At 69.6% G+C, this 15,946-nt stretch carries 16 protein-coding genes and 1 tRNA gene; 14 read left to right on the plus strand and 3 right to left on the minus strand.

The features are described 5' to 3' along the window. The first annotated feature begins 126 nt into the window (after window positions 1-126). The 11 genes from F3S47_RS11745 to F3S47_RS11795 all read left to right on the plus strand — a co-directional run bounded on the left by F3S47_RS11745 (window position 127) and on the right by F3S47_RS11795 (window position 10,960). Window positions 127-804, plus strand: coding sequence for a haloacid dehalogenase type II (locus F3S47_RS11745; protein WP_150445448.1), 678 nt, complete (start codon window positions 127-129; stop codon window positions 802-804). Then, window positions 804-1,622: an alpha/beta fold hydrolase gene (locus F3S47_RS11750; protein ID WP_150445449.1), complete on the plus strand. Its 819-nt coding sequence runs from the start codon at window positions 804-806 to the stop codon at window positions 1,620-1,622. The genes F3S47_RS11745 and F3S47_RS11750 overlap by 1 nt, the downstream gene beginning before the upstream one ends. Beyond that, window positions 1,619-2,614, plus strand: coding sequence for a threonine ammonia-lyase (locus tag F3S47_RS11755; RefSeq protein ID WP_150445450.1), 996 nt, complete (start codon window positions 1,619-1,621; stop codon window positions 2,612-2,614). Before F3S47_RS11750 ends, F3S47_RS11755 begins: the two co-directional genes overlap by 4 nt. A gap of 378 nt (window positions 2,615-2,992) precedes the next feature. Then, window positions 2,993-3,805 carry a 3-oxoadipate enol-lactonase gene (gene pcaD / locus F3S47_RS11760; RefSeq protein ID WP_150445451.1) on the plus strand — a complete coding sequence of 271 codons (813 nt, stop codon included), beginning with the start codon at window positions 2,993-2,995 and terminating at the stop codon, window positions 3,803-3,805. Further along, complete coding sequence (locus F3S47_RS11765) at window positions 3,802-4,512, plus strand: alpha/beta fold hydrolase (protein ID WP_150445452.1); 711 nt, start codon at window positions 3,802-3,804, stop codon at window positions 4,510-4,512. Before pcaD ends, F3S47_RS11765 begins: the two co-directional genes overlap by 4 nt. 74 nt (window positions 4,513-4,586) lie before the next feature. Next, complete coding sequence (locus F3S47_RS11770) at window positions 4,587-5,669, plus strand: Zn-dependent alcohol dehydrogenase (protein WP_150445453.1); 1,083 nt, start codon at window positions 4,587-4,589, stop codon at window positions 5,667-5,669. Window positions 5,670-5,841: 172 nt separating this feature from the next. Then, window positions 5,842-7,137, plus strand: a complete 1,296-nt coding sequence (locus F3S47_RS11775; protein ID WP_150445454.1) for an MFS transporter — start codon at window positions 5,842-5,844, stop codon at window positions 7,135-7,137. Between the two features lie 121 nt (window positions 7,138-7,258). Continuing rightward, entirely contained in the window at window positions 7,259-8,485 is a 1,227-nt protein-coding gene (locus tag F3S47_RS11780; RefSeq protein ID WP_150445455.1) for a mandelate racemase/muconate lactonizing enzyme family protein, read from the plus strand. Window positions 8,486-8,797: 312 nt separating this feature from the next. Further along, window positions 8,798-9,265: a GNAT family N-acetyltransferase gene (locus F3S47_RS11785; RefSeq protein WP_150445456.1), complete on the plus strand. Its 468-nt coding sequence runs from the start codon at window positions 8,798-8,800 to the stop codon at window positions 9,263-9,265. 67 nt (window positions 9,266-9,332) lie between these two features. Further along, entirely contained in the window at window positions 9,333-10,019 is a 687-nt protein-coding gene (locus tag F3S47_RS11790; RefSeq protein WP_150445457.1) for a lysophospholipid acyltransferase family protein, read from the plus strand. Beyond that, on the plus strand, window positions 10,016-10,960 hold the full coding sequence (locus tag F3S47_RS11795; RefSeq protein ID WP_150445458.1) for a phosphatidate cytidylyltransferase: 945 nt from the start codon (window positions 10,016-10,018) through the stop codon (window positions 10,958-10,960). The genes F3S47_RS11790 and F3S47_RS11795 overlap by 4 nt, the downstream gene beginning before the upstream one ends. A 2-nt stretch (window positions 10,961-10,962) precedes the next feature. Here the strand turns inward: F3S47_RS11795 and F3S47_RS11800 are convergent, their stop codons facing one another. Both F3S47_RS11800 and F3S47_RS11805 read right to left on the minus strand, forming a co-directional pair. Beyond that, window positions 10,963-11,715 carry a glycosyltransferase family protein gene (locus tag F3S47_RS11800; RefSeq protein WP_150445459.1) on the minus strand — a complete coding sequence of 251 codons (753 nt, stop codon included), beginning with the start codon at window positions 11,713-11,715 and terminating at the stop codon, window positions 10,963-10,965. Window positions 11,716-11,876: 161 nt separating this feature from the next. Beyond that, a tRNA-Arg gene (locus F3S47_RS11805) sits at window positions 11,877-11,953 on the minus strand. 132 nt (window positions 11,954-12,085) lie between these two features. On the opposite strand from F3S47_RS11805, the gene F3S47_RS11810 reads away from it, so the two are divergent. Next, on the plus strand, window positions 12,086-12,658 hold the full coding sequence (locus F3S47_RS11810) for a hypothetical protein (protein ID WP_150445460.1): 573 nt from the start codon (window positions 12,086-12,088) through the stop codon (window positions 12,656-12,658). 32 nt (window positions 12,659-12,690) lie between these two features. Then, complete coding sequence (locus F3S47_RS11815) at window positions 12,691-14,421, plus strand: methyl-accepting chemotaxis protein (protein ID WP_150445461.1); 1,731 nt, start codon at window positions 12,691-12,693, stop codon at window positions 14,419-14,421. A gap of 271 nt (window positions 14,422-14,692) precedes the next feature. Here the strand turns inward: F3S47_RS11815 and F3S47_RS11820 are convergent, their stop codons facing one another. Further along, window positions 14,693-15,169, minus strand: coding sequence for a MarR family winged helix-turn-helix transcriptional regulator (locus tag F3S47_RS11820; protein ID WP_223877805.1), 477 nt, complete (start codon window positions 15,167-15,169; stop codon window positions 14,693-14,695). Window positions 15,170-15,396: 227 nt separating this feature from the next. Here F3S47_RS11820 and ectA point away from each other — a divergent pair, with 227 nt between their 5' ends. After that, window positions 15,397-15,930 carry a diaminobutyrate acetyltransferase gene (gene ectA / locus F3S47_RS11825; RefSeq protein WP_150445463.1) on the plus strand — a complete coding sequence of 178 codons (534 nt, stop codon included), beginning with the start codon at window positions 15,397-15,399 and terminating at the stop codon, window positions 15,928-15,930. The last annotated feature ends 16 nt before the right edge of the window (window positions 15,931-15,946 follow it).

Raw genomic sequence — 15,946 nt, forward strand, 5'->3', positions numbered from 1 at the left:
AGGAGGCCGCCAGCCTCGGCGGGTTCTCCGGTTCTGCCTCAAGGTAGGGGCGGCGGTCGGCGATTGCAAACAAACAGGGCCCGAATTGGCCTTTTCGGCCCCTTCCGCCCGTGCAAATCTGCCCCCATGACCATCCGCGCCTGCATTTTCGACGCCTACGGCACCCTTTTCGACATCGCGGGCGCCGCCCGGGAGGCCGCGGAGGAGCCCGGACGCGAGCGCCTGAAGGAGCTCTGGCCGCGCCTGGCCGAGGACTGGCGGCAGAAGCAGCTCCAGTACACCTGGCTGCGCGCCGCCGCCGGGCGCCACGCCGACTTCTGGCAGGTCACCTGCGACGGCCTCGACTGGGCGCTGGAGGCGGCCGGTCTCGACGACCCCGCCCTGCGCACCCGGCTGCTCGACCTCTACCGGCGCCTGCCGGCCTACCCGGAGGTCCCCGCCGTCCTCTCCGCGCTGAAGGCCAAGGGCCTGCACTGCGCGATCCTCACCAACGGCACGCCGGGGATGATGGAAGACGCGCTGGTCGCCGCCGGGATCGGCGGCCACCTCGACGCGGTTCTCTCCGCCGAGGAGGCCGGGGTCTTCAAGCCCTCGCCCAAGGTCTACGACCTGGTCGGCCAGAGGTTCGGCACCGATCCCTCCGAGGTCCTCTTCGTTTCCGCCAATGGCTGGGACGCGGCCGGCGGCGCGGGCTACGGGTTCCGGACGCTCTGGGTCAACCGGACAGGCGCGCCGAGCGACCGGCTCTATGCCGAGCCCGCCCATGTCGCGAGCGATCTCACCGGCGTGCCGGACCTGGTCTGATGCCGCGCTTCACGACGACGGACGGGGTCGGCCTGCACTACGCCGACGAGGGAGAGGGCCCGCCGCTGCTCTGCCTTCCGGGTCTCACCCGCAACGGCGAGGACTTCGCCCACCTCCTGCCGCACATGAAGGGCCGCAGAATGATCCGGCTCGACCCGCGCGGGCGCGGGCGGTCGGACTGGGCGGAGGACCCTCTCAGCTACACCCCCGCGCGCGAAGCGCAGGACGTGGTGGAACTGCTCGACCATCTCGGGCTGGAAGCCGTGGACCTGATCGGAACCTCCCGCGGCGGGCTCGTCGCCATGGTCCTCGCCGCCATCGCGCCGGGCCGCCTGTCCCGTGTCGTGCTCAACGACATCGGCCCGGTCATCGAGCCCGAGGGCCTGGCCAAGATCGAGGGCTACCTTGGCAAGCTGCCGGAGGACCCCACGCTCGAGGCCGCCGCCGAGCGACTGATGCGCGAGGGCGAAGCGGAGTTTCCCGGAGTCCCCCGTGCCCGCTGGGCCGCGGAAGCCGCCGCCCGCTACGACGAGGGGCCCAAGGGCCTCGCCCTGCGCTACGACCCGGGCCTGCGCACCGCCTACGAGGCCGGCAAGGGCGCCGAACTGCCCGACCCCTGGGCCCTCTTCGAGCCGCTGGCGGGGCGGCCGCTCGGAGTGATCAGGGGCGCGCATTCAGACATCCTGTCGGACGCGACGCTCTCCGAGATGACCCGCCGCCACACCCATATCCGCACCGCGACCGTTCCCGACCGCGGCCATGTCCCATTTCTCGACGAGCCGGAGGCGCTCGCCCTGATCCGCGAGGTTCTGCAATGACGTTGGACGATCCCGCCGGCCCCGTCACCATCGAAACCGTCGAGGCCGCCGCCACCCGCCTCGCCGGGCATGTCCGGCACACGCCGCTGCTCTCCTCGCCCTTCCTGGACGAGATCGCCGGGCGCCGGATCCTGGTGAAGCCCGAGTGCCTGCAGCACACCGGGTCCTTCAAGTTCCGGGGGGCCTGGTCGGCGATCTCCGCGCTCGCCCCGGAGCTGCGGGAGAAGGGCGTTGTCGCCTACTCCAGCGGCAACCACGCGCAGGGCGTCGCGCTTGCCGCGAAAATGCACGGCATTCCGGCGGTCATCGTCATGCCCTCGGACGCGCCGCAGCTGAAGCTGAAGAACACCGCCGCGCTCGGGGCCGAGGTCGTCACCTATGACCGGCACGGCGAGAACCGCGAGGAGATCGGCGGCGCACTGGCCGCCGAGCGCGGGCTCGCGCTGATCCGCCCCTACGACGATCCGCAGGTGATCGCCGGACAGGGCACGGCGGGTCTCGAGATCGCGGCCGACGCCGAGGCGCTCGGCATCGACCGGGCCGAGGTCCTGGTCTGCTGCGGCGGCGGCGGGCTGACCTCCGGCATCGGCCTCGCGCTCGAGGCCTACCGCCCGGGTTTCCGCGTGCGGCCGGTGGAGCCCGTGGGCTTCGACGACGTGGCTCGGTCGCTCGCCGCGCACGAGCGGCTTGAGGTCATCCCGGGAAGCCGCTCGATCTGCGACGCGGTGGTGACTCCCGCCCCCGGCGAGCTGACCTTCCCGATCCTCGACCGGCTCTGCGGTCCGGGGATGACGGCCTCGGACGAGGACGTGCTCTTTGCATTGGCGCAAGCCTTCCGCAGGCTGAAGATCGTGCTGGAACCGGGCGGCGCGCTCTCCCTCGCCGCGGCCCTCCGCCAGCCCGACCGGATCGAGGGGGACACCGTGATCGTGGTCGCGTCGGGCGGCAACGTGGACGCCGCCGTCTTCGCCCGGGCGCTGGAGATGGCATGACACCCGTCGCACTTGCCGGTAACCACGTCAGGACGCTCGCCGACCGGAGGAGCACGTCGACCGCTTCGGGCATCGACATGAACCTCATGTCACGACATCTTCACCCTCGCGACGCGGGGCGGAACGGCGAACTTGGCGGATACGCACCTCGGAGGCCCCGATGAGTGAATCTTTCCCGGGCATGTCGTGCGACGTTGACATGACTCACTTTTGCCGCTTTCGTGGGCGCTCAGGGAGGAGGGTCAGCACTCTCCTGACGGCCCGACCGGGGCCTCGGAGGACTGACCTTGACGGTTCGGGCCGCGCCCAGCGCGCTGGCCCGAACCGCGACAACCGTCCCCACGTCCCGATGACCGCCATCCCGACCGGAGGCCGCCCATGACCGACCACTGGATCGACCGTGGCGATGTGACGATCCACGCCCGCACGGACGGGCCGGAGGACGGCGGAGCCCCCGCGCTGGTCTTTTCCGGTTCCCTCGGCACGGACCTCTCGCTCTGGGATCCGATCATGCCCTACCTGCCCGAGGGCCTGCGAATCGTGCGGATCGACACGCGCGGCCACGGGCAGTCCTCCGTGCCGCCCGCGCCATACCAGATGGGCACGCTCGTCAGCGACACGGAGGCGGTCTTCGACGCGCTGGAGATCCGCGAGGCGGTGATGGTCGGCCTGTCGCTCGGCGGGATGATCGCCCAGGCCCTCGCGGTGAAGCGGCTCGACTTGCTGCGCGGCCTGGTCATCTCGAACACCGCCGCCAAGATCGGCACCCCACAGCTCTGGGAGGACCGTATCGCCGCAATCCGCGCGGACGGGCTCGAGTCCATGGCCGACCCGATCCTCGAGCGCTGGTTCTCCCGCGCGTTCCTCGACAGCCCCGAGTCCGAGCCCTGGCGGCAGCTCCTGCTCGCGACGCCGGTCGAGGGCTACCTCGGCTGCTGCGCCGCCATCGCGGGGACCGACCTCATGACGCCCACCTCCGGCCTGCGCCTGCCGACCCTCGCCATCGCCGGGTCCGAGGACGGCGCCACCCCGCCAGACCTCGTGCGCGAGACCGCCGACCTGATTCCCGGATCGCAGTTCGAGCTGATCCGGCGCGCGGGCCATCTGCCCTGCGTCGAGGCGCCCGAGGCCTATGCCGAGCTTCTCACCCGCTTCATGCGCCGCATCGGCCACCTGCCCGGTCAGCAATGAGCCGGATCGTCCTCGTTCACGGGTCGGGCCACGGCGCCTGGTGCTGGGAGGCCGTGCTGCCGCATCTCCGCGCCGCCGGTCACGATCCGGTCGCCGTCGACATGCCCGGCCGCGGGGCCAATGCCCTGCCGCTGGAGGAGGCGACGCTCGACGACTTCGCCGACGCCTGCCTCGCCGCCGCCGGCGACGGCGCGGTCCTCGTGGGCCATTCCGCCGGCGGCTACGCCATCACCGCTGCCGCCCAGGCGCGGCCCGACCTCGTGGACCGGCTGATCTACGTCTGCGCCTTCGTCCCGGAGCCCGGCACGCCGCTTTCGGGGATGCGCCGGCTGATGAACCCGCCGCCGCTCTCCGGCGCAATCCGCAAGGCCCCCGACGGGCGCAGCTACACGGTCGATCCCGAACAGGCTCCCGCGCTCTTCTACAACGACCTGCCCGAGGCCGAGGCCCGGGCCGCCACCGCCCGGCTCTGCCCCGAGGCCGTGCTGCCGCAGGAGACGGCGCTCCCCGCCACCGACCGCGCGGAGGCCCTGCCCCGTCGCTACATCCTTTGCGAGCGCGACGGGACGATCCTGCCCCACGCACAGGAGGCGATGACCTCGGGCTGGCCCGCCGCGCATGTCACCCGCATGGACACGAGCCACTCGCCCTTCCTCGCGGATCCCGAAGGACTCGCCCGCAACATCCTCCGCCACCTCGACGACTGAGGCTCCGGCCGGTTTCCGACACCGCGGGTCGCGGTGGGACGAGACCCCACGCCCTTCACGGAGAACCCTGCCCCATGACCCGTATCAAGGCCGCCGTCTGCCACGCCTTCACCGAGCCGCTCTCCATCGAGGAGGTCGAGCTGCGCGCGCCCCAGGCCGGCGAGGTCGAGGTCACGCTCGAGGCCGTCGCGATCTGCCACTCCGACATCTCCTTCGCCGAGGGCGCCTGGGGCGGACCGCTCCCGGCGGTCTACGGTCACGAGGCGGCGGGCCGGGTTTCGGCGACGGGAGCGGGCGTCACGGCCTTCGCCCACGGAGACAGGGTGGTGGTGACGCTCCTGCGGTCCTGCGGAGACTGCATCCCCTGCGCCAGCGGCCGCGCCGCCCTTTGCGAGACGCCCCGCGCCGCGCTCGGGCCCATCTCCTCGCCCGGGGACGAGGCCCCGCTCTACCAAGGCATGCATTGCGGCGCCTTTGCCGAGCGGGTGGTGGTGGACGAAAGCCAGATCGTCACCGTCGGCGAGGCCGTCCCGCCGGATGCCGCCGCGCTGCTCGCCTGCGGCGTCATCACCGGCGTTGGCGCCGTGGTGAACGCGGCGAAGATGCGCCCGGGGCAGGATGCGGTCGTCATCGGCGCGGGCGGTGTCGGGCTCAACGCGATCCAGGGCGCGCGCATCGCCGGGGCCCGGCGCGTCGTGGCCGTCGACCTTTCCGAGGAAAAGCTCGCCATGGCCCGAGACTTCGGCGCGACCGACACGGTGCTCGCCACGGGCGAGGCGCCCTGGGACGAGGCGCGGGAGAAGATCGGCCGCGGGGCCGACGCGGTGCTCGTGACCGTGGGCGTGGCTCCCGCCTACGACGCCGCACCGCGCTACCTCGCGCCCGGCGGGACGGTCGTGATGATCGGCCTGCCCCACACCGGCGCCATGTCCACCTACGAGCCGGTGACGCTGGCCTCGCTCGGACAGGGCATGATCGGCTCCAAGATGGGCGACGTGGTGATCCGCCGCGACATTCCCTGGATGGTCGATCTCTACGAGCAGGGCCGGCTCAAGCTGGACGAGCTGGTCTCGGGCCGCTGGCCGCTGGAGAGGATCAACGAGGCCATCGCCGACACCCGCACCGGCGGCGCGCGGCGCAACGTGATCCTGTTCTAACTCTCCACCCGCTGCGCATCCGGCACGCAGACCGCCCGCCTTCGCGGCGACGGGCGCCCGCTCTGTCGCAAACCGGCGCTCCGGAGACGCTCCGGCGACGACAGGCGTGGTCGATCCGTGCAAGGCGGGACGAACCCGGCTAATCTCGGTCCGGAGGCGAAAGGAAGAACGCATGAGCCAGGTCTTGCTGAGAGTCTGGGCCCTGCTGCTGGGCATCGTCCTCATCATGCTCGGCAACGGCATGCACTTCACTCTCATCGGCCTGCGCGGCGGGATCGAGGGGTTCTCCGCCGCCGAACTCTCGGTCGTCACCTCCGGCTACTTCCTGGGATTTCTCTCCGGCGCACGGCTGACGCCGCTGATGATCCGGCGGGTGGGCCACGTCCGGGTCTTCGCCGCCCTCGGCAGCTTCATGTCGGCGGGGCTGATCACGCTGCCGCTGCTGACCGAGCCCTGGGCCTGGACCCTCCTGAGGATCCTTCTCGGCTTCTGCATGTCCGGCATCTACGTCGCCGCCGAGAGCTGGCTGAACGAGGCCTCCACCAACGAGACGCGCGGCAAGGTGCTCTCGGCCTACATGATCGCCCAAACGCTGGGGATCATCGGCGCGCAGGGCCTGCTGACGCTCGGCGACGCGGGCACCTCGGTGCTCTTCATCGGCGCCTCGATCCTCGTGTCGATTTCCTTCGCGCCGATCCTGCTCTCCGCCGCTCCCGCCCCCGCTGTGGAACTCACCCGGCCGATGTCCCTGGCCGGACTCTTCCGTGGCTCGCCGCTCGGCACCGTGGGGATCTTCCTGCTGGGCAGCGCCTACGCCACGCAGACCGGCATGGGCGCTGTCTTCGGCACGCAGATCGGCATGACCGCCTCGCAGATCGCGCTCTTCGTCGCGGTCCTCTTCGCCGGGGCGCTGGTGCTGCAGTACCCGGTGGGCTGGCTCTCCGACCGGATGGACCGGCGCAAGCTGATCTTCGGCGCCTCCGTCCTCGGCGCCGGGGCCTGCCTTCTCGGCTGGCTCACGGGAGGCGGTCTCTTGGCGCTCAACATCGCGGCCTTCTTCGCGGGCGGGGTCACCACGCCGCTCTACGCGCTCTTCCTAGCCTATACCAACGACTCGCTCTCGGCCGAGGACATGCCCGCGGCCTCGGGTGGCCTCGTTTTCACCTTCGGTCTCGGTGCCATCGCCGGGCCGCTGGTCACCGGCTGGGCGATGCAGAGCTTCGGGCCCTTCGCCTTCTGGCCCTCTCTCGGCGGCACCTTCGCCGCCATCGCGCTCTACGCCGCCTATCGCATGACCCAGCGCCCCACCGACGGGACGGTGGAGACCGAGAGCTACCTCGGCGTCGTGCCCACCGCCTCCGTCATCGCGGTCGAGGCCGCCGGCAGCTGGGCCGCCGACCAGGCCGAGGCCGAGCGGGAGGCGGACGCGGAGGCCGAGGCGGAGCGAGAGGCCGAAGAACCCGCCTGACCGCACGAAATTTCCCAGTCTTTTCCTTATCTTGACCAGGCGTCCAAATTTGGACGCCCCTCGTCTGGACCCCCACGAGAGTTCGTGAAAGCCTCCCCTCGTCGCCACCCGGAGGCCGGACATGAAACTGCAGGACCTCGAGATCTTCGTCGTCTCTCCCCCCGATCCCGGCTGGGGAGGCCGCTACTGGATCGTGCCGAAGATCACCACCTCCGACGGCGTGACCGGCTACGGCGAATGCTACGCCGCCACCGTCGGCCCCGAGGCCATGCGCGCGGTCATCGAGGACGTCTTCTCCCGCCACATGCAGGGCGAGAGCCCCGACCGCGTCGAGCTGATGCGCCAGAGGGTCTACTCCTCGGGCTTCACCCAGCGCCCCGATCTCACTGTCATGGGTGCTTTCTCCGGTCTCGAGATCGCCTGCTGGGATATTCTCGGCAAGGCGGCGGGGAAGCCCGTCCATGCCCTGATCGGCGGCCGGGTGAACGACCGTATCCGCTGCTACTCCTACCTCTATCCCGGCGCCGACGACGCCCTGCCCGAGTTCTGGACTTCCGCCGAGGCCGCCGCCCGCGCCGCCAAGCGGCTGGTGGGCGAGGGCTACACCGCGGTCAAGTTCGACCCCGCCGGCCCCTACACCATCCGCGGCGGCCACATGCCCGCCATGACCGACATCTCCCGCTCCATGGCCTTCTGCGAGGCGGTGCGCGAGGCCGTGGGCGACCGGGCCGACATCCTCTTCGGCACCCACGGCCAGTTCTCCGTCGCCGGCGCGATCCGCATGGGCCGCGCGATCGAGGAGTACGACCCGCTCTGGTACGAAGAGCCCGTGCCCCCCGACAACCCGCAGGCCATGGCCGAGGTCGCCGCCGCCACCCGCGTCCCCGTCGCCACCGGCGAACGGCTGACCACCACCGCCGAGTTCGCCGCCGTCCTGCGCGCCGGCGCCGCCCGCATCCTCCAGCCCGCCCTCGGGCGCGCCGGGGGTATCTGGGAGGGCCGCAAGATCGCTGCCCTGGCCGAGAGCTTCGGCGCCCAGATGGCGCCGCACCTCTACGCCGGACCGGTGGAGTGGGCGGCCAACCTCCAGCTCTCCGCCGCGATGCCGAACCTTCTGCTCGCCGAGACCATCGACACCGATTTCCACCGCGCCCTGATCGGCGGACGCATCCGGGTCGAGGGCGGCTACGTCGAGCTCTCCTCCGAACCCGGCCTCGGCATCGACTTCGACGAGGACCTCGCCCGCGCGCACCCCTGGACCGGCGAAGGCCTGCACCTGCAGATGCAGGAGAGCCCGGTCAGCTATCACGAGGAAAACGTCTTCGAGGGCGGCGCGCCGCGTCGCTAGCGCTCCCCCTCTTCTGGGCCAAATATCCCCGCCGGAGGCTCCGCCATCCGCACGCGCTCAGGCCCCGGGGCATCGGGCTCACGCCCGCCGGAGAGACCGCGATAGAGAGAGGGCCGGCGCAGCCGGGCCTCGCCGCCGGATTGACGCGTCCCCGGGCAGGGCGTACCAAAGCCCCATGACCCGTCCCGTCGCCTCCAGCTATTTCTTTACCGGATCCCTTTAGGACCCGGCGGAGCGACGTGACCAGACCGAAGCCGCCGCGAGGCGGCTTTTTTCGTTCCCCCTCGCGGCCCTGCCGACAAGGAGCCGCGCATGGACCGTGCGACGATCAGACCCTTCACCTACACCGACCTGCCCGAACTGCACCGCATGATCGGTGCGCTCGCCGCGCATCACGGTGACCCGCCTCCGCCCGACCGGGAGGCACTGCTCCGCGACGTGACCGGGGCAGCGCCGCTGGCAACGATCCTGATGGCCTCCGACAGTCGGGGTGCAGCCGGCTATGCCGCGCTCAATCTGGTCCCGCGCCTGCACGAGGGCGGCCGCGGCATGGAGCTGCATCATCTCTGGGTCGAACCCGACCGGCGCGGCAGCGGCACCGCCCGGCGGCTCATCGAGGCGGCGAAGAGGCTCGCCGTCGAGAAGGGCTGCAGCCAGCTCACCGTCGGCACGCATCCGTCGAACGCCGAAGCCCAGGCCTACTACCCCCGCGCGGGCTTCGAGCCGATGGCGACGGGCGGTCCGCGCTTCCGCCTGCGGCTGGTCCCGGCTGAGGGCTGAGCCCGGAGCCTCCGCGATCGAGCGCGCGACCTTTCCATCCCGCGCGCCCTCCGTCACTCTCCGGAACATGGCAAAGACCGCGCCCGGAACGCCTTCGCTCCTCCGCCGCCTCGCCGCGCGGGCGGCAGGGCATGCCATCGTGCTCTTCGCGCGCTTCGTCACCGCCGTCCGCGCCGATTGGCGCGGCAGCGAGCCGGTGCCCCGCCAGCGCATCTACTACGCCAACCACGTCTCCAACGGCGACATGCCGATGATCTGGTCGGTGCTGCCTCCCGCGATCCGCCGCACCGTCCGGCCCGTCGCCGCGGCCGACTATTGGCTGCAGACGCCCCTGCGCGCCTTCATCGGGCCCGAGGTTTTCCGCTGCGTGCTGATCGACCGCCGCCCGGAGCACCGGACCGCCGACCCGGTGGAGACCATGGTCGCCGCCCTGGACGAGGGCGCGTCGCTGATCCTCTTCCCGGAGGGGAACCGCAACATGACCGAGGACCCGCTCCTGCCCTTCCGCTCCGGCCTCTACCACCTCGCCAAGGCGCGGCCGGACGTCGACCTTGTGCCGACCTGGGTCGCGAACCTCAACGAGATCATGCCGAAGGGAGAGGTGATCCCCCTTCCGCTCATCTGCACGGTCACCTTCGGAGCGTCGGTCCATCTCGAGCCGGGCGAAGACCGCGCGGCCTTCCTCGACCGGGCCGCCCGGGCGCTGGTGGCTCTCGCGCCGGACCGCCGCCTGCCGCCGGGAGAGGCGGCATGAGCCAGGCCACGACCGATATCCTGCTGCTCGCCATCGGCGTCGTCGCCCTGCTGACCGCGCTCAGTTTCTTCGGCGAGGTGCTGCGGGCCCGTCAGCCCGAGGGCCGGACCTCGACCGTGGTCGAGACCTTCGTGATGCGGGTGCACACCTGGTGGGCCATGGTCCTGCTGCTGGCGCTGGCGCTGATCGTGGGCTTTCCCGGCGTGCTGCTGCTCTTCGCCTTCGCCTCCTTCGCCGCCCTGCGCGAGTTCATGACCTACACCCACAAGCGCCGCGCCGATCACCTCTCGCTCGCCGCGGCCTTCTTCGTGGTGCTGCCGCTCCAGTACGTCTTCCTCTGGACCGGGGACGAGGGGCTCTTCGGCACCTTCGTGCCGGTCTACGCCTTCCTTCTGCTGCCGATGCTCTCGGCCTTCCGGGGAGACACACGCAGCTTTCTGGTCCGCGTGGCCGAAACCCAGTGGGGGCTGATGATCGCGGTCTTCTGTCTCAGTCACCTGCCGGCGCTCATGGTGCTCGACATCCCGGGCTTCGAGAACCGGACCGCCCTGCTCATCGTGTTCTTCGTCATGGTCGTGCAGGCCGGCGACCTGCTGGCCTTCTACTTCGGCCTGCGCCTCGGCCGGACCCGCATCGCGCCCGATCTCTCGCCGCGCACCTGGGAAGGCACGATTTGCGGCCTCGCCTCCGCGGCGCTCGTCGGGGCGGCGCTCGCCTGGATCACGCCCTTCGGCGTCTTCCCGGCCATGGTCATGGCCTCGGTCGCCTCCGCCACCGGGATGGCGGGCAGCCTCGTCTTCACGGCGATCAAGCGCGAGCGCGGCGTGAGCGACTGGTCCCACCTGATCCCGGGACAGGGCGGCTTCCTCGACCAGCTCGACAGCGCGATCTTCGCTGCGCCGATCTTCTTCCACCTCACCGGCACGATCTGGGCGGTCTGAAGCTACCTCTCGTCCGGCCCCAACGGCCCTCGATGCCGCCAGCGACGGGGCGCGAGCCGGGTGATCGCCCCGCGCACGAGGCGCTGCCAGGCGGTCTTCGGCGGCCGCAGCCCGAGGACATGCACGATGATCGGTCTGGGCTGGTCCGAGTAGATCAACTCGGAGGCCTCGAACATCCGTTTGTTCCACTGCGGCGGCAGGATGTAGAGCTTCAGGTCCTGCGCCTGCCAGAGTTGCTCGCGCAGCGTCGCCTGGTCGGTCCCGATCCCCGCCTCCTCGCGGGCCCGGTGATAGGCCTCCCGCCAGTTCTCCAGCAGCCGCATCGCCGCGCCGTCGGATCGGTAGAGCAGAACGCCACTGTTCACCTGCGGAAAGACGTAAGGGACGCCGCCCTCCCAGGAGCGGTTCTGCGAGGGCCGCGACCATGTGGCGACATGCGCCGCTGCCATGTCGAACCGGTCGAGCAGGTCGAAGACGGGCGTCACCTCCGCCAATGCGAGGGTGTCCGTGTCGACGTAGAGCGTGCGGTCGAAGGGCGTGAGCGGCATGCAGTCGACCTTGCTGCGCCGGTGCGCGTCCGGCACCTCGCGCAGGATCTCGAAGCCCTCTGCCGCCTCGGGCACGTCGGTGAAGAGGCAGGCCTGCAGGTCGGGCGCATGGTCCCGGAAGCTCGCCCGCGCCCGGCTCGCCGCCTCGGCATGGGCGCGCCCGGAGGCGACGAAGAGCAGCCCGCGCGTCGTCTCGTGTCCGGTCATCCGCAGGCTCCGATCTGGCGGGTGGACGTCACGCCCCACATGCCCCCTGCATGCCGCCCGTTTCAAGGCCATCGCGCCCCGGTGACTGCGCGACCCTCAGGGAAACTCGGACCTCGCCGTGGAAGACCCGCCTACTCGCGACGAGCTATTGAACCGAGGGCTGGCGATCCCACGAGGACTCGAACCCCGAACCTGCTGATTAGAAGTCAGCTGCTCTATCCAGTTGAGCTATGGGACCGCGCCTGTCGTCCTTAGCCGCGGCCCGGACCTCGATCAAGCGCGCGTCCTCGCCTTAACTCCCAAGAAGGAAATCCGCGGTAGGCAGGGTGCGGGCCGGGGTCACCGGCTCGCAACAGGAAAGGAGCCCACGATGCTTCGCAGCCCCCTCGCGGCCGCCGCCGTCTTCGCACTCTCGGTCCCTGCCGGGGCGACCGAATACGACGCTGCCCTGCAGGATTTCCTCGATACGGAGATGCGCCAGTGGGCGGAATCACCGCTGATCGTAGATGCGCTGATTCAGCAAAATGCGCTCCATGCCGGGCTCGACCGCGACCGTATCCTGGAGCTCGACCGTGCGTGGCGCGCGGACGTGGGCGATCCGGGCTCCCCCATCATCGCCCCGGTGCTGAACGGCCCCCTCGCGGTCTACCTGCGCAACCTCGTCGACTCCACGAACGGGATGGTGACCGAGATTTTCGTGATGGATGACAAGGGGCTGAACGTCGCCGTCTCGCATATCACCTCCGATTACTGGCAGGGCGACGAACCGAAGTACCAGCAGACCTACGCGCGCGGAGCCGATGGCGTCCATATCAGCGAGATCGAGTTCGACGAATCCTCCCAACGCTTCCAGGGGCAGATCTCGATCACCCTCACCGATCCCGCGAGCGGCGCGCCGATTGGCGCCATGACTGTCGGGGTCGATGCCGAAGCCCTGATGTAAAGCCGGCACCCGCACCGAAACCCGGAGCTTCCATGTCCCGTCACGCCTTCCGTCTTCCAGATCTCGCAGCGGCCTCGATCTTCGTCAAATGCGCGGCGCTCACCGCCGCGACGACGATGATCGTCGCGGTCGCCATGTCTCTGTTCTTCAGCCGCGCCGCCGATGAACTCACGCGGGACGCGGTACGCGACATCGCGCTCGAAATGACGGAAGGCCTCGCCAGCCACATCGGTGGTCCGGTGCAATTCGACAAACTGGACCAGGTCGAGGCGGAACTCGCCCGCTACATGGAACGGGGAGGTCAGGATCTGGACCGCATCCAGGTTTTCGACGCCAGTGGAGAGCGGCTCTCCGGCGTCGGCGAAACAGACCCGGGTGTAACGCAATCTCTCGCGCGGCTCGCGGAGCGGGCGCTAACCGAGGGAGAGACGGTTCTCTCTGGAGATGGGTTTCTCATTGCAGCACCGCTACGGTTCGGAGCCTCCGAAGCGGTCGTCGGCTCGATCGCGGCGGCCTGGTCGCCCGAGGCAGATCTGGCCGAGGTGGCCTCGGCGCGACTGCGCACGATGCTGATTGTTGGCGCGCTGTTCCTCCTGCTGCTCGGCGCGGTAACTGTTCTCCTGCGCCGACTGCTTGCCCGGCCGCTCGAAGACCTGGGCGGCGCGATGGTCGCGATCGCAGGCGGGGACTACGACGTGACCGTGCCGCGTTGCGAGACCCGCGACGAGATCGGCGCCATTGCCCGGGACCTCGAGACCCTGAGAACCCAGCTGATAGACAGTCGGACCGCAGAGTCGGCCCGGGAAGCGGCCCGCGTCAGCCAGGCCGATGTCGTCTCGCGGCTGAGACAGGCGCTCGAAGCCCTCGCCAAGGGCGACCTTACCCACCGTATCGCGCAAGATTTCTCCGAGGACTACGAAGGATTGCGTCGGGACTATCACAGCGCCATCGACCGGCTTCACGAGACGATCGGACTCGTTCAGGCCAACTCCTCGAACATCCGCAACGGCGCGGAGGACATCGCGCGCGCCTCGGACGATCTCTCGCGGCGGACGGAGAGCCAGGCGGCGACGCTCGAGGAGACCGCCGCGGCGACAGACGAACTCACCCAGTCGGTGAACTCCGCCGCGCAGGGGGCGAAGGAGGTCGAGGGGATCGTGACCTCTGCCAAGTCGCACGCCGAGGAATCCGGCGCCGTTGTCCAGTCCGCCGTCAATGCCATGACCGAGATCGAGAAGAGCTCCGACCAGATCGGCCAGATCATCGGGGTGATCGACGACATCGCCTTCCAGACCAACCTGCTCGCGCTCAACGCGGGCGTCGAGGCAGCGCGCGCGGGCGAAGCGGGAAAGGGCTTCGCGGTCGTGGCCTCCGAGGTCCGGGCTCTCGCCCAGCGCAGTTCCGAGGCCGCCCGCGAGATCAAGGACCTGATCTCGGGCTCCTCGCACCAGGTCGAGCAGGGCGTCGCCCTTGTCGGCCGGGCGGGCGAGGCGCTGACCTCGATCGTCGAGAGGGTTACCCATATCTCCGAACTGGTCACCAACATCGCCCGGGGCACGGTCGAGCAAGCCCAGGGGCTCAGCGAGATCAACACCGGCGTCACCAATCTCGACCAGGTCACCCAGCAGAATGCCGCCATGGTCGAACAGAGCACTGCCGCGGCGCATTCGTTGAAAGCCGATGCGGTCAAACTGACCGAGCTGGTCCAGCACTTCCGGATAGACGAAGGCGTCGTGTCGGATCAGCGCCGCACCGCCGCCTGAGGCGCCTGACCTAGGCGGAGCCGACAGACCACGGAGTTGCTTGCTTCCGCAAGGACGCGACAAGCCAGCCCACGGGCATCGCGTCGGCCGGAGTGAGATGGGAATGGCAGGGGGACCTCAAATCCCTAGGGATCAGTCGTGGCGATGCCCTAGGGTCTTGATCAGCGGTCAGTCATCGCCGTGTCGATGGTCAGCTCTTATCCCGGCAATCTCCCATCGGGGGTCGCCTGGCGAGCAGCCATGACCCTCCACCGACCCGCGGCAGGATCGGCTAGTGGCGGCCGCGGATATCGCCGATGTCGAGAACGGGCGAGGCGTCGATGTCGTCGGCATCCAGCATGGCGGCGACCCTCTCGAGCGAGGCCACGACCTGGGCCTGCTCCCAGTCCTTGAGCGCCTCGAAGGCCCGCACGTATCGCTGCTGCAGCGCATCCGGCGCCTCGTCGATCGCATGTGCCCCGCGCTCGGTCAGTCCGATGTTGGTCTGGCGGCGGTCCCGGTCGGACTTTTCTCGCAGAACCATGCCCTGGGAAACCAGCTTGTCCACCAGCGAGGTCACCGTCGCCTGGGTGATCCCCATGCGCACCGAGATCTCCTTGGCCGTGATGGAACCCTTCTCGGCGACCAGCTGGAGCACGCGGAACTGCGCCGCGGTCAGACCGGAGGCCTGAGCCAGTTCGCGGCCGAACTGCTCGGTCGCGCGCAGGATGCGGCGCAACGCGATCAGACTCTCGTCGGTGCGGTCCACCGGCTCCTCGTTCTCTGCCCGTCGCAGGATAGAGGCAGAGCCAGCCCCGCTTTTCAAGTGGGTTCTAACTACCATTGCTTAGTGTATCTAAGTAGAACCCGGCGCCAAGGCAAGCCAATAATCGCACATAGCGGGTTGACGGAACCGAAGATATGTTTAAATACTTTGCCAATCGAAGCACCGAAGAACAAAAACGCTTAGCTGCACGAAGCAAAGGAGGCCCCGCAATGGCCCCGACAGTGGAAAACATCAACGCCCCCCGCCCCGTGTTCCGCAAACCCGAGGCCGAGGACGGATCGCAGATCTGGGAACTGATCCGCGACTGCAAGCCGCTCGACGAGAACTCGATGTACTGCAACCTCCTGCAGTGCGACCACTTTGCGGACACCTGCGTGGTCGGCGAAGTCGAGGGCGAAGCCCTGGGCTGGATCTCCGCCTACATTCCGCCGAGCGAGCCCGACACGATCTTCGTGTGGCAGGTCGCCGTTCACGAGCGCGCCCGCGGCATGGGCCTCGGCAAGAAAATGCTGACGCACCTGCTGAACCGGAAAGAGTGCAAGAACGTTACGAAGCTGAAAACGACGATCACCAGCGACAATGACGCGTCCTGGGGTCTCTTCCGCAGCTTCGCGAAGGCTCAGGATGGCGATCTCAGCCATGAACCGCACTACGAAGAAGAAGACCATTTCGACGGCCGCCACGCGACCGAGAACATGGTCACCATCGAGCTGGCCGAGGAGGCGCGCGCCGCGGCCGCCTGATCGGCCCCGCGCAGCC

It is taken from the genome of Histidinibacterium aquaticum (assembly GCF_008710275.1).
Lineage (GTDB): Bacteria > Pseudomonadota > Alphaproteobacteria > Rhodobacterales > Rhodobacteraceae > Oceanicola > Oceanicola aquaticus.

Excerpts from the sequence above, each read along its gene's own strand:
- F3S47_RS11745 (WP_150445448.1), top strand. The coding sequence starts at position 127 with ATGACCATCCGCGCCTGCATTTTCGACGCCTACGGCACCCTTTTCGAC.
- F3S47_RS11750 (WP_150445449.1), top strand. The coding sequence starts at position 804 with ATGCCGCGCTTCACGACGACGGACGGGGTCGGCCTGCACTACGCCGAC.
- F3S47_RS11755 (WP_150445450.1), top strand. The coding sequence starts at position 1,619 with ATGACGTTGGACGATCCCGCCGGCCCCGTCACCATCGAAACCGTCGAG.
- pcaD (WP_150445451.1), top strand. The coding sequence starts at position 2,993 with ATGACCGACCACTGGATCGACCGTGGCGATGTGACGATCCACGCCCGC.
- F3S47_RS11765 (WP_150445452.1), top strand. The coding sequence starts at position 3,802 with ATGAGCCGGATCGTCCTCGTTCACGGGTCGGGCCACGGCGCCTGGTGC.
- F3S47_RS11770 (WP_150445453.1), top strand. The coding sequence starts at position 4,587 with ATGACCCGTATCAAGGCCGCCGTCTGCCACGCCTTCACCGAGCCGCTC.
- F3S47_RS11775 (WP_150445454.1), top strand. The coding sequence starts at position 5,842 with ATGAGCCAGGTCTTGCTGAGAGTCTGGGCCCTGCTGCTGGGCATCGTC.
- F3S47_RS11780 (WP_150445455.1), top strand. The coding sequence starts at position 7,259 with ATGAAACTGCAGGACCTCGAGATCTTCGTCGTCTCTCCCCCCGATCCC.
- F3S47_RS11785 (WP_150445456.1), top strand. The coding sequence starts at position 8,798 with ATGGACCGTGCGACGATCAGACCCTTCACCTACACCGACCTGCCCGAA.
- F3S47_RS11790 (WP_150445457.1), top strand. The coding sequence starts at position 9,333 with ATGGCAAAGACCGCGCCCGGAACGCCTTCGCTCCTCCGCCGCCTCGCC.
- F3S47_RS11795 (WP_150445458.1), top strand. The coding sequence starts at position 10,016 with ATGAGCCAGGCCACGACCGATATCCTGCTGCTCGCCATCGGCGTCGTC.
- F3S47_RS11800 (WP_150445459.1), bottom strand. The coding sequence starts at position 11,715 with ATGACCGGACACGAGACGACGCGCGGGCTGCTCTTCGTCGCCTCCGGG.
- F3S47_RS11810 (WP_150445460.1), top strand. The coding sequence starts at position 12,086 with ATGCTTCGCAGCCCCCTCGCGGCCGCCGCCGTCTTCGCACTCTCGGTC.
- F3S47_RS11815 (WP_150445461.1), top strand. The coding sequence starts at position 12,691 with ATGTCCCGTCACGCCTTCCGTCTTCCAGATCTCGCAGCGGCCTCGATC.
- ectA (WP_150445463.1), top strand. The coding sequence starts at position 15,397 with ATGGCCCCGACAGTGGAAAACATCAACGCCCCCCGCCCCGTGTTCCGC.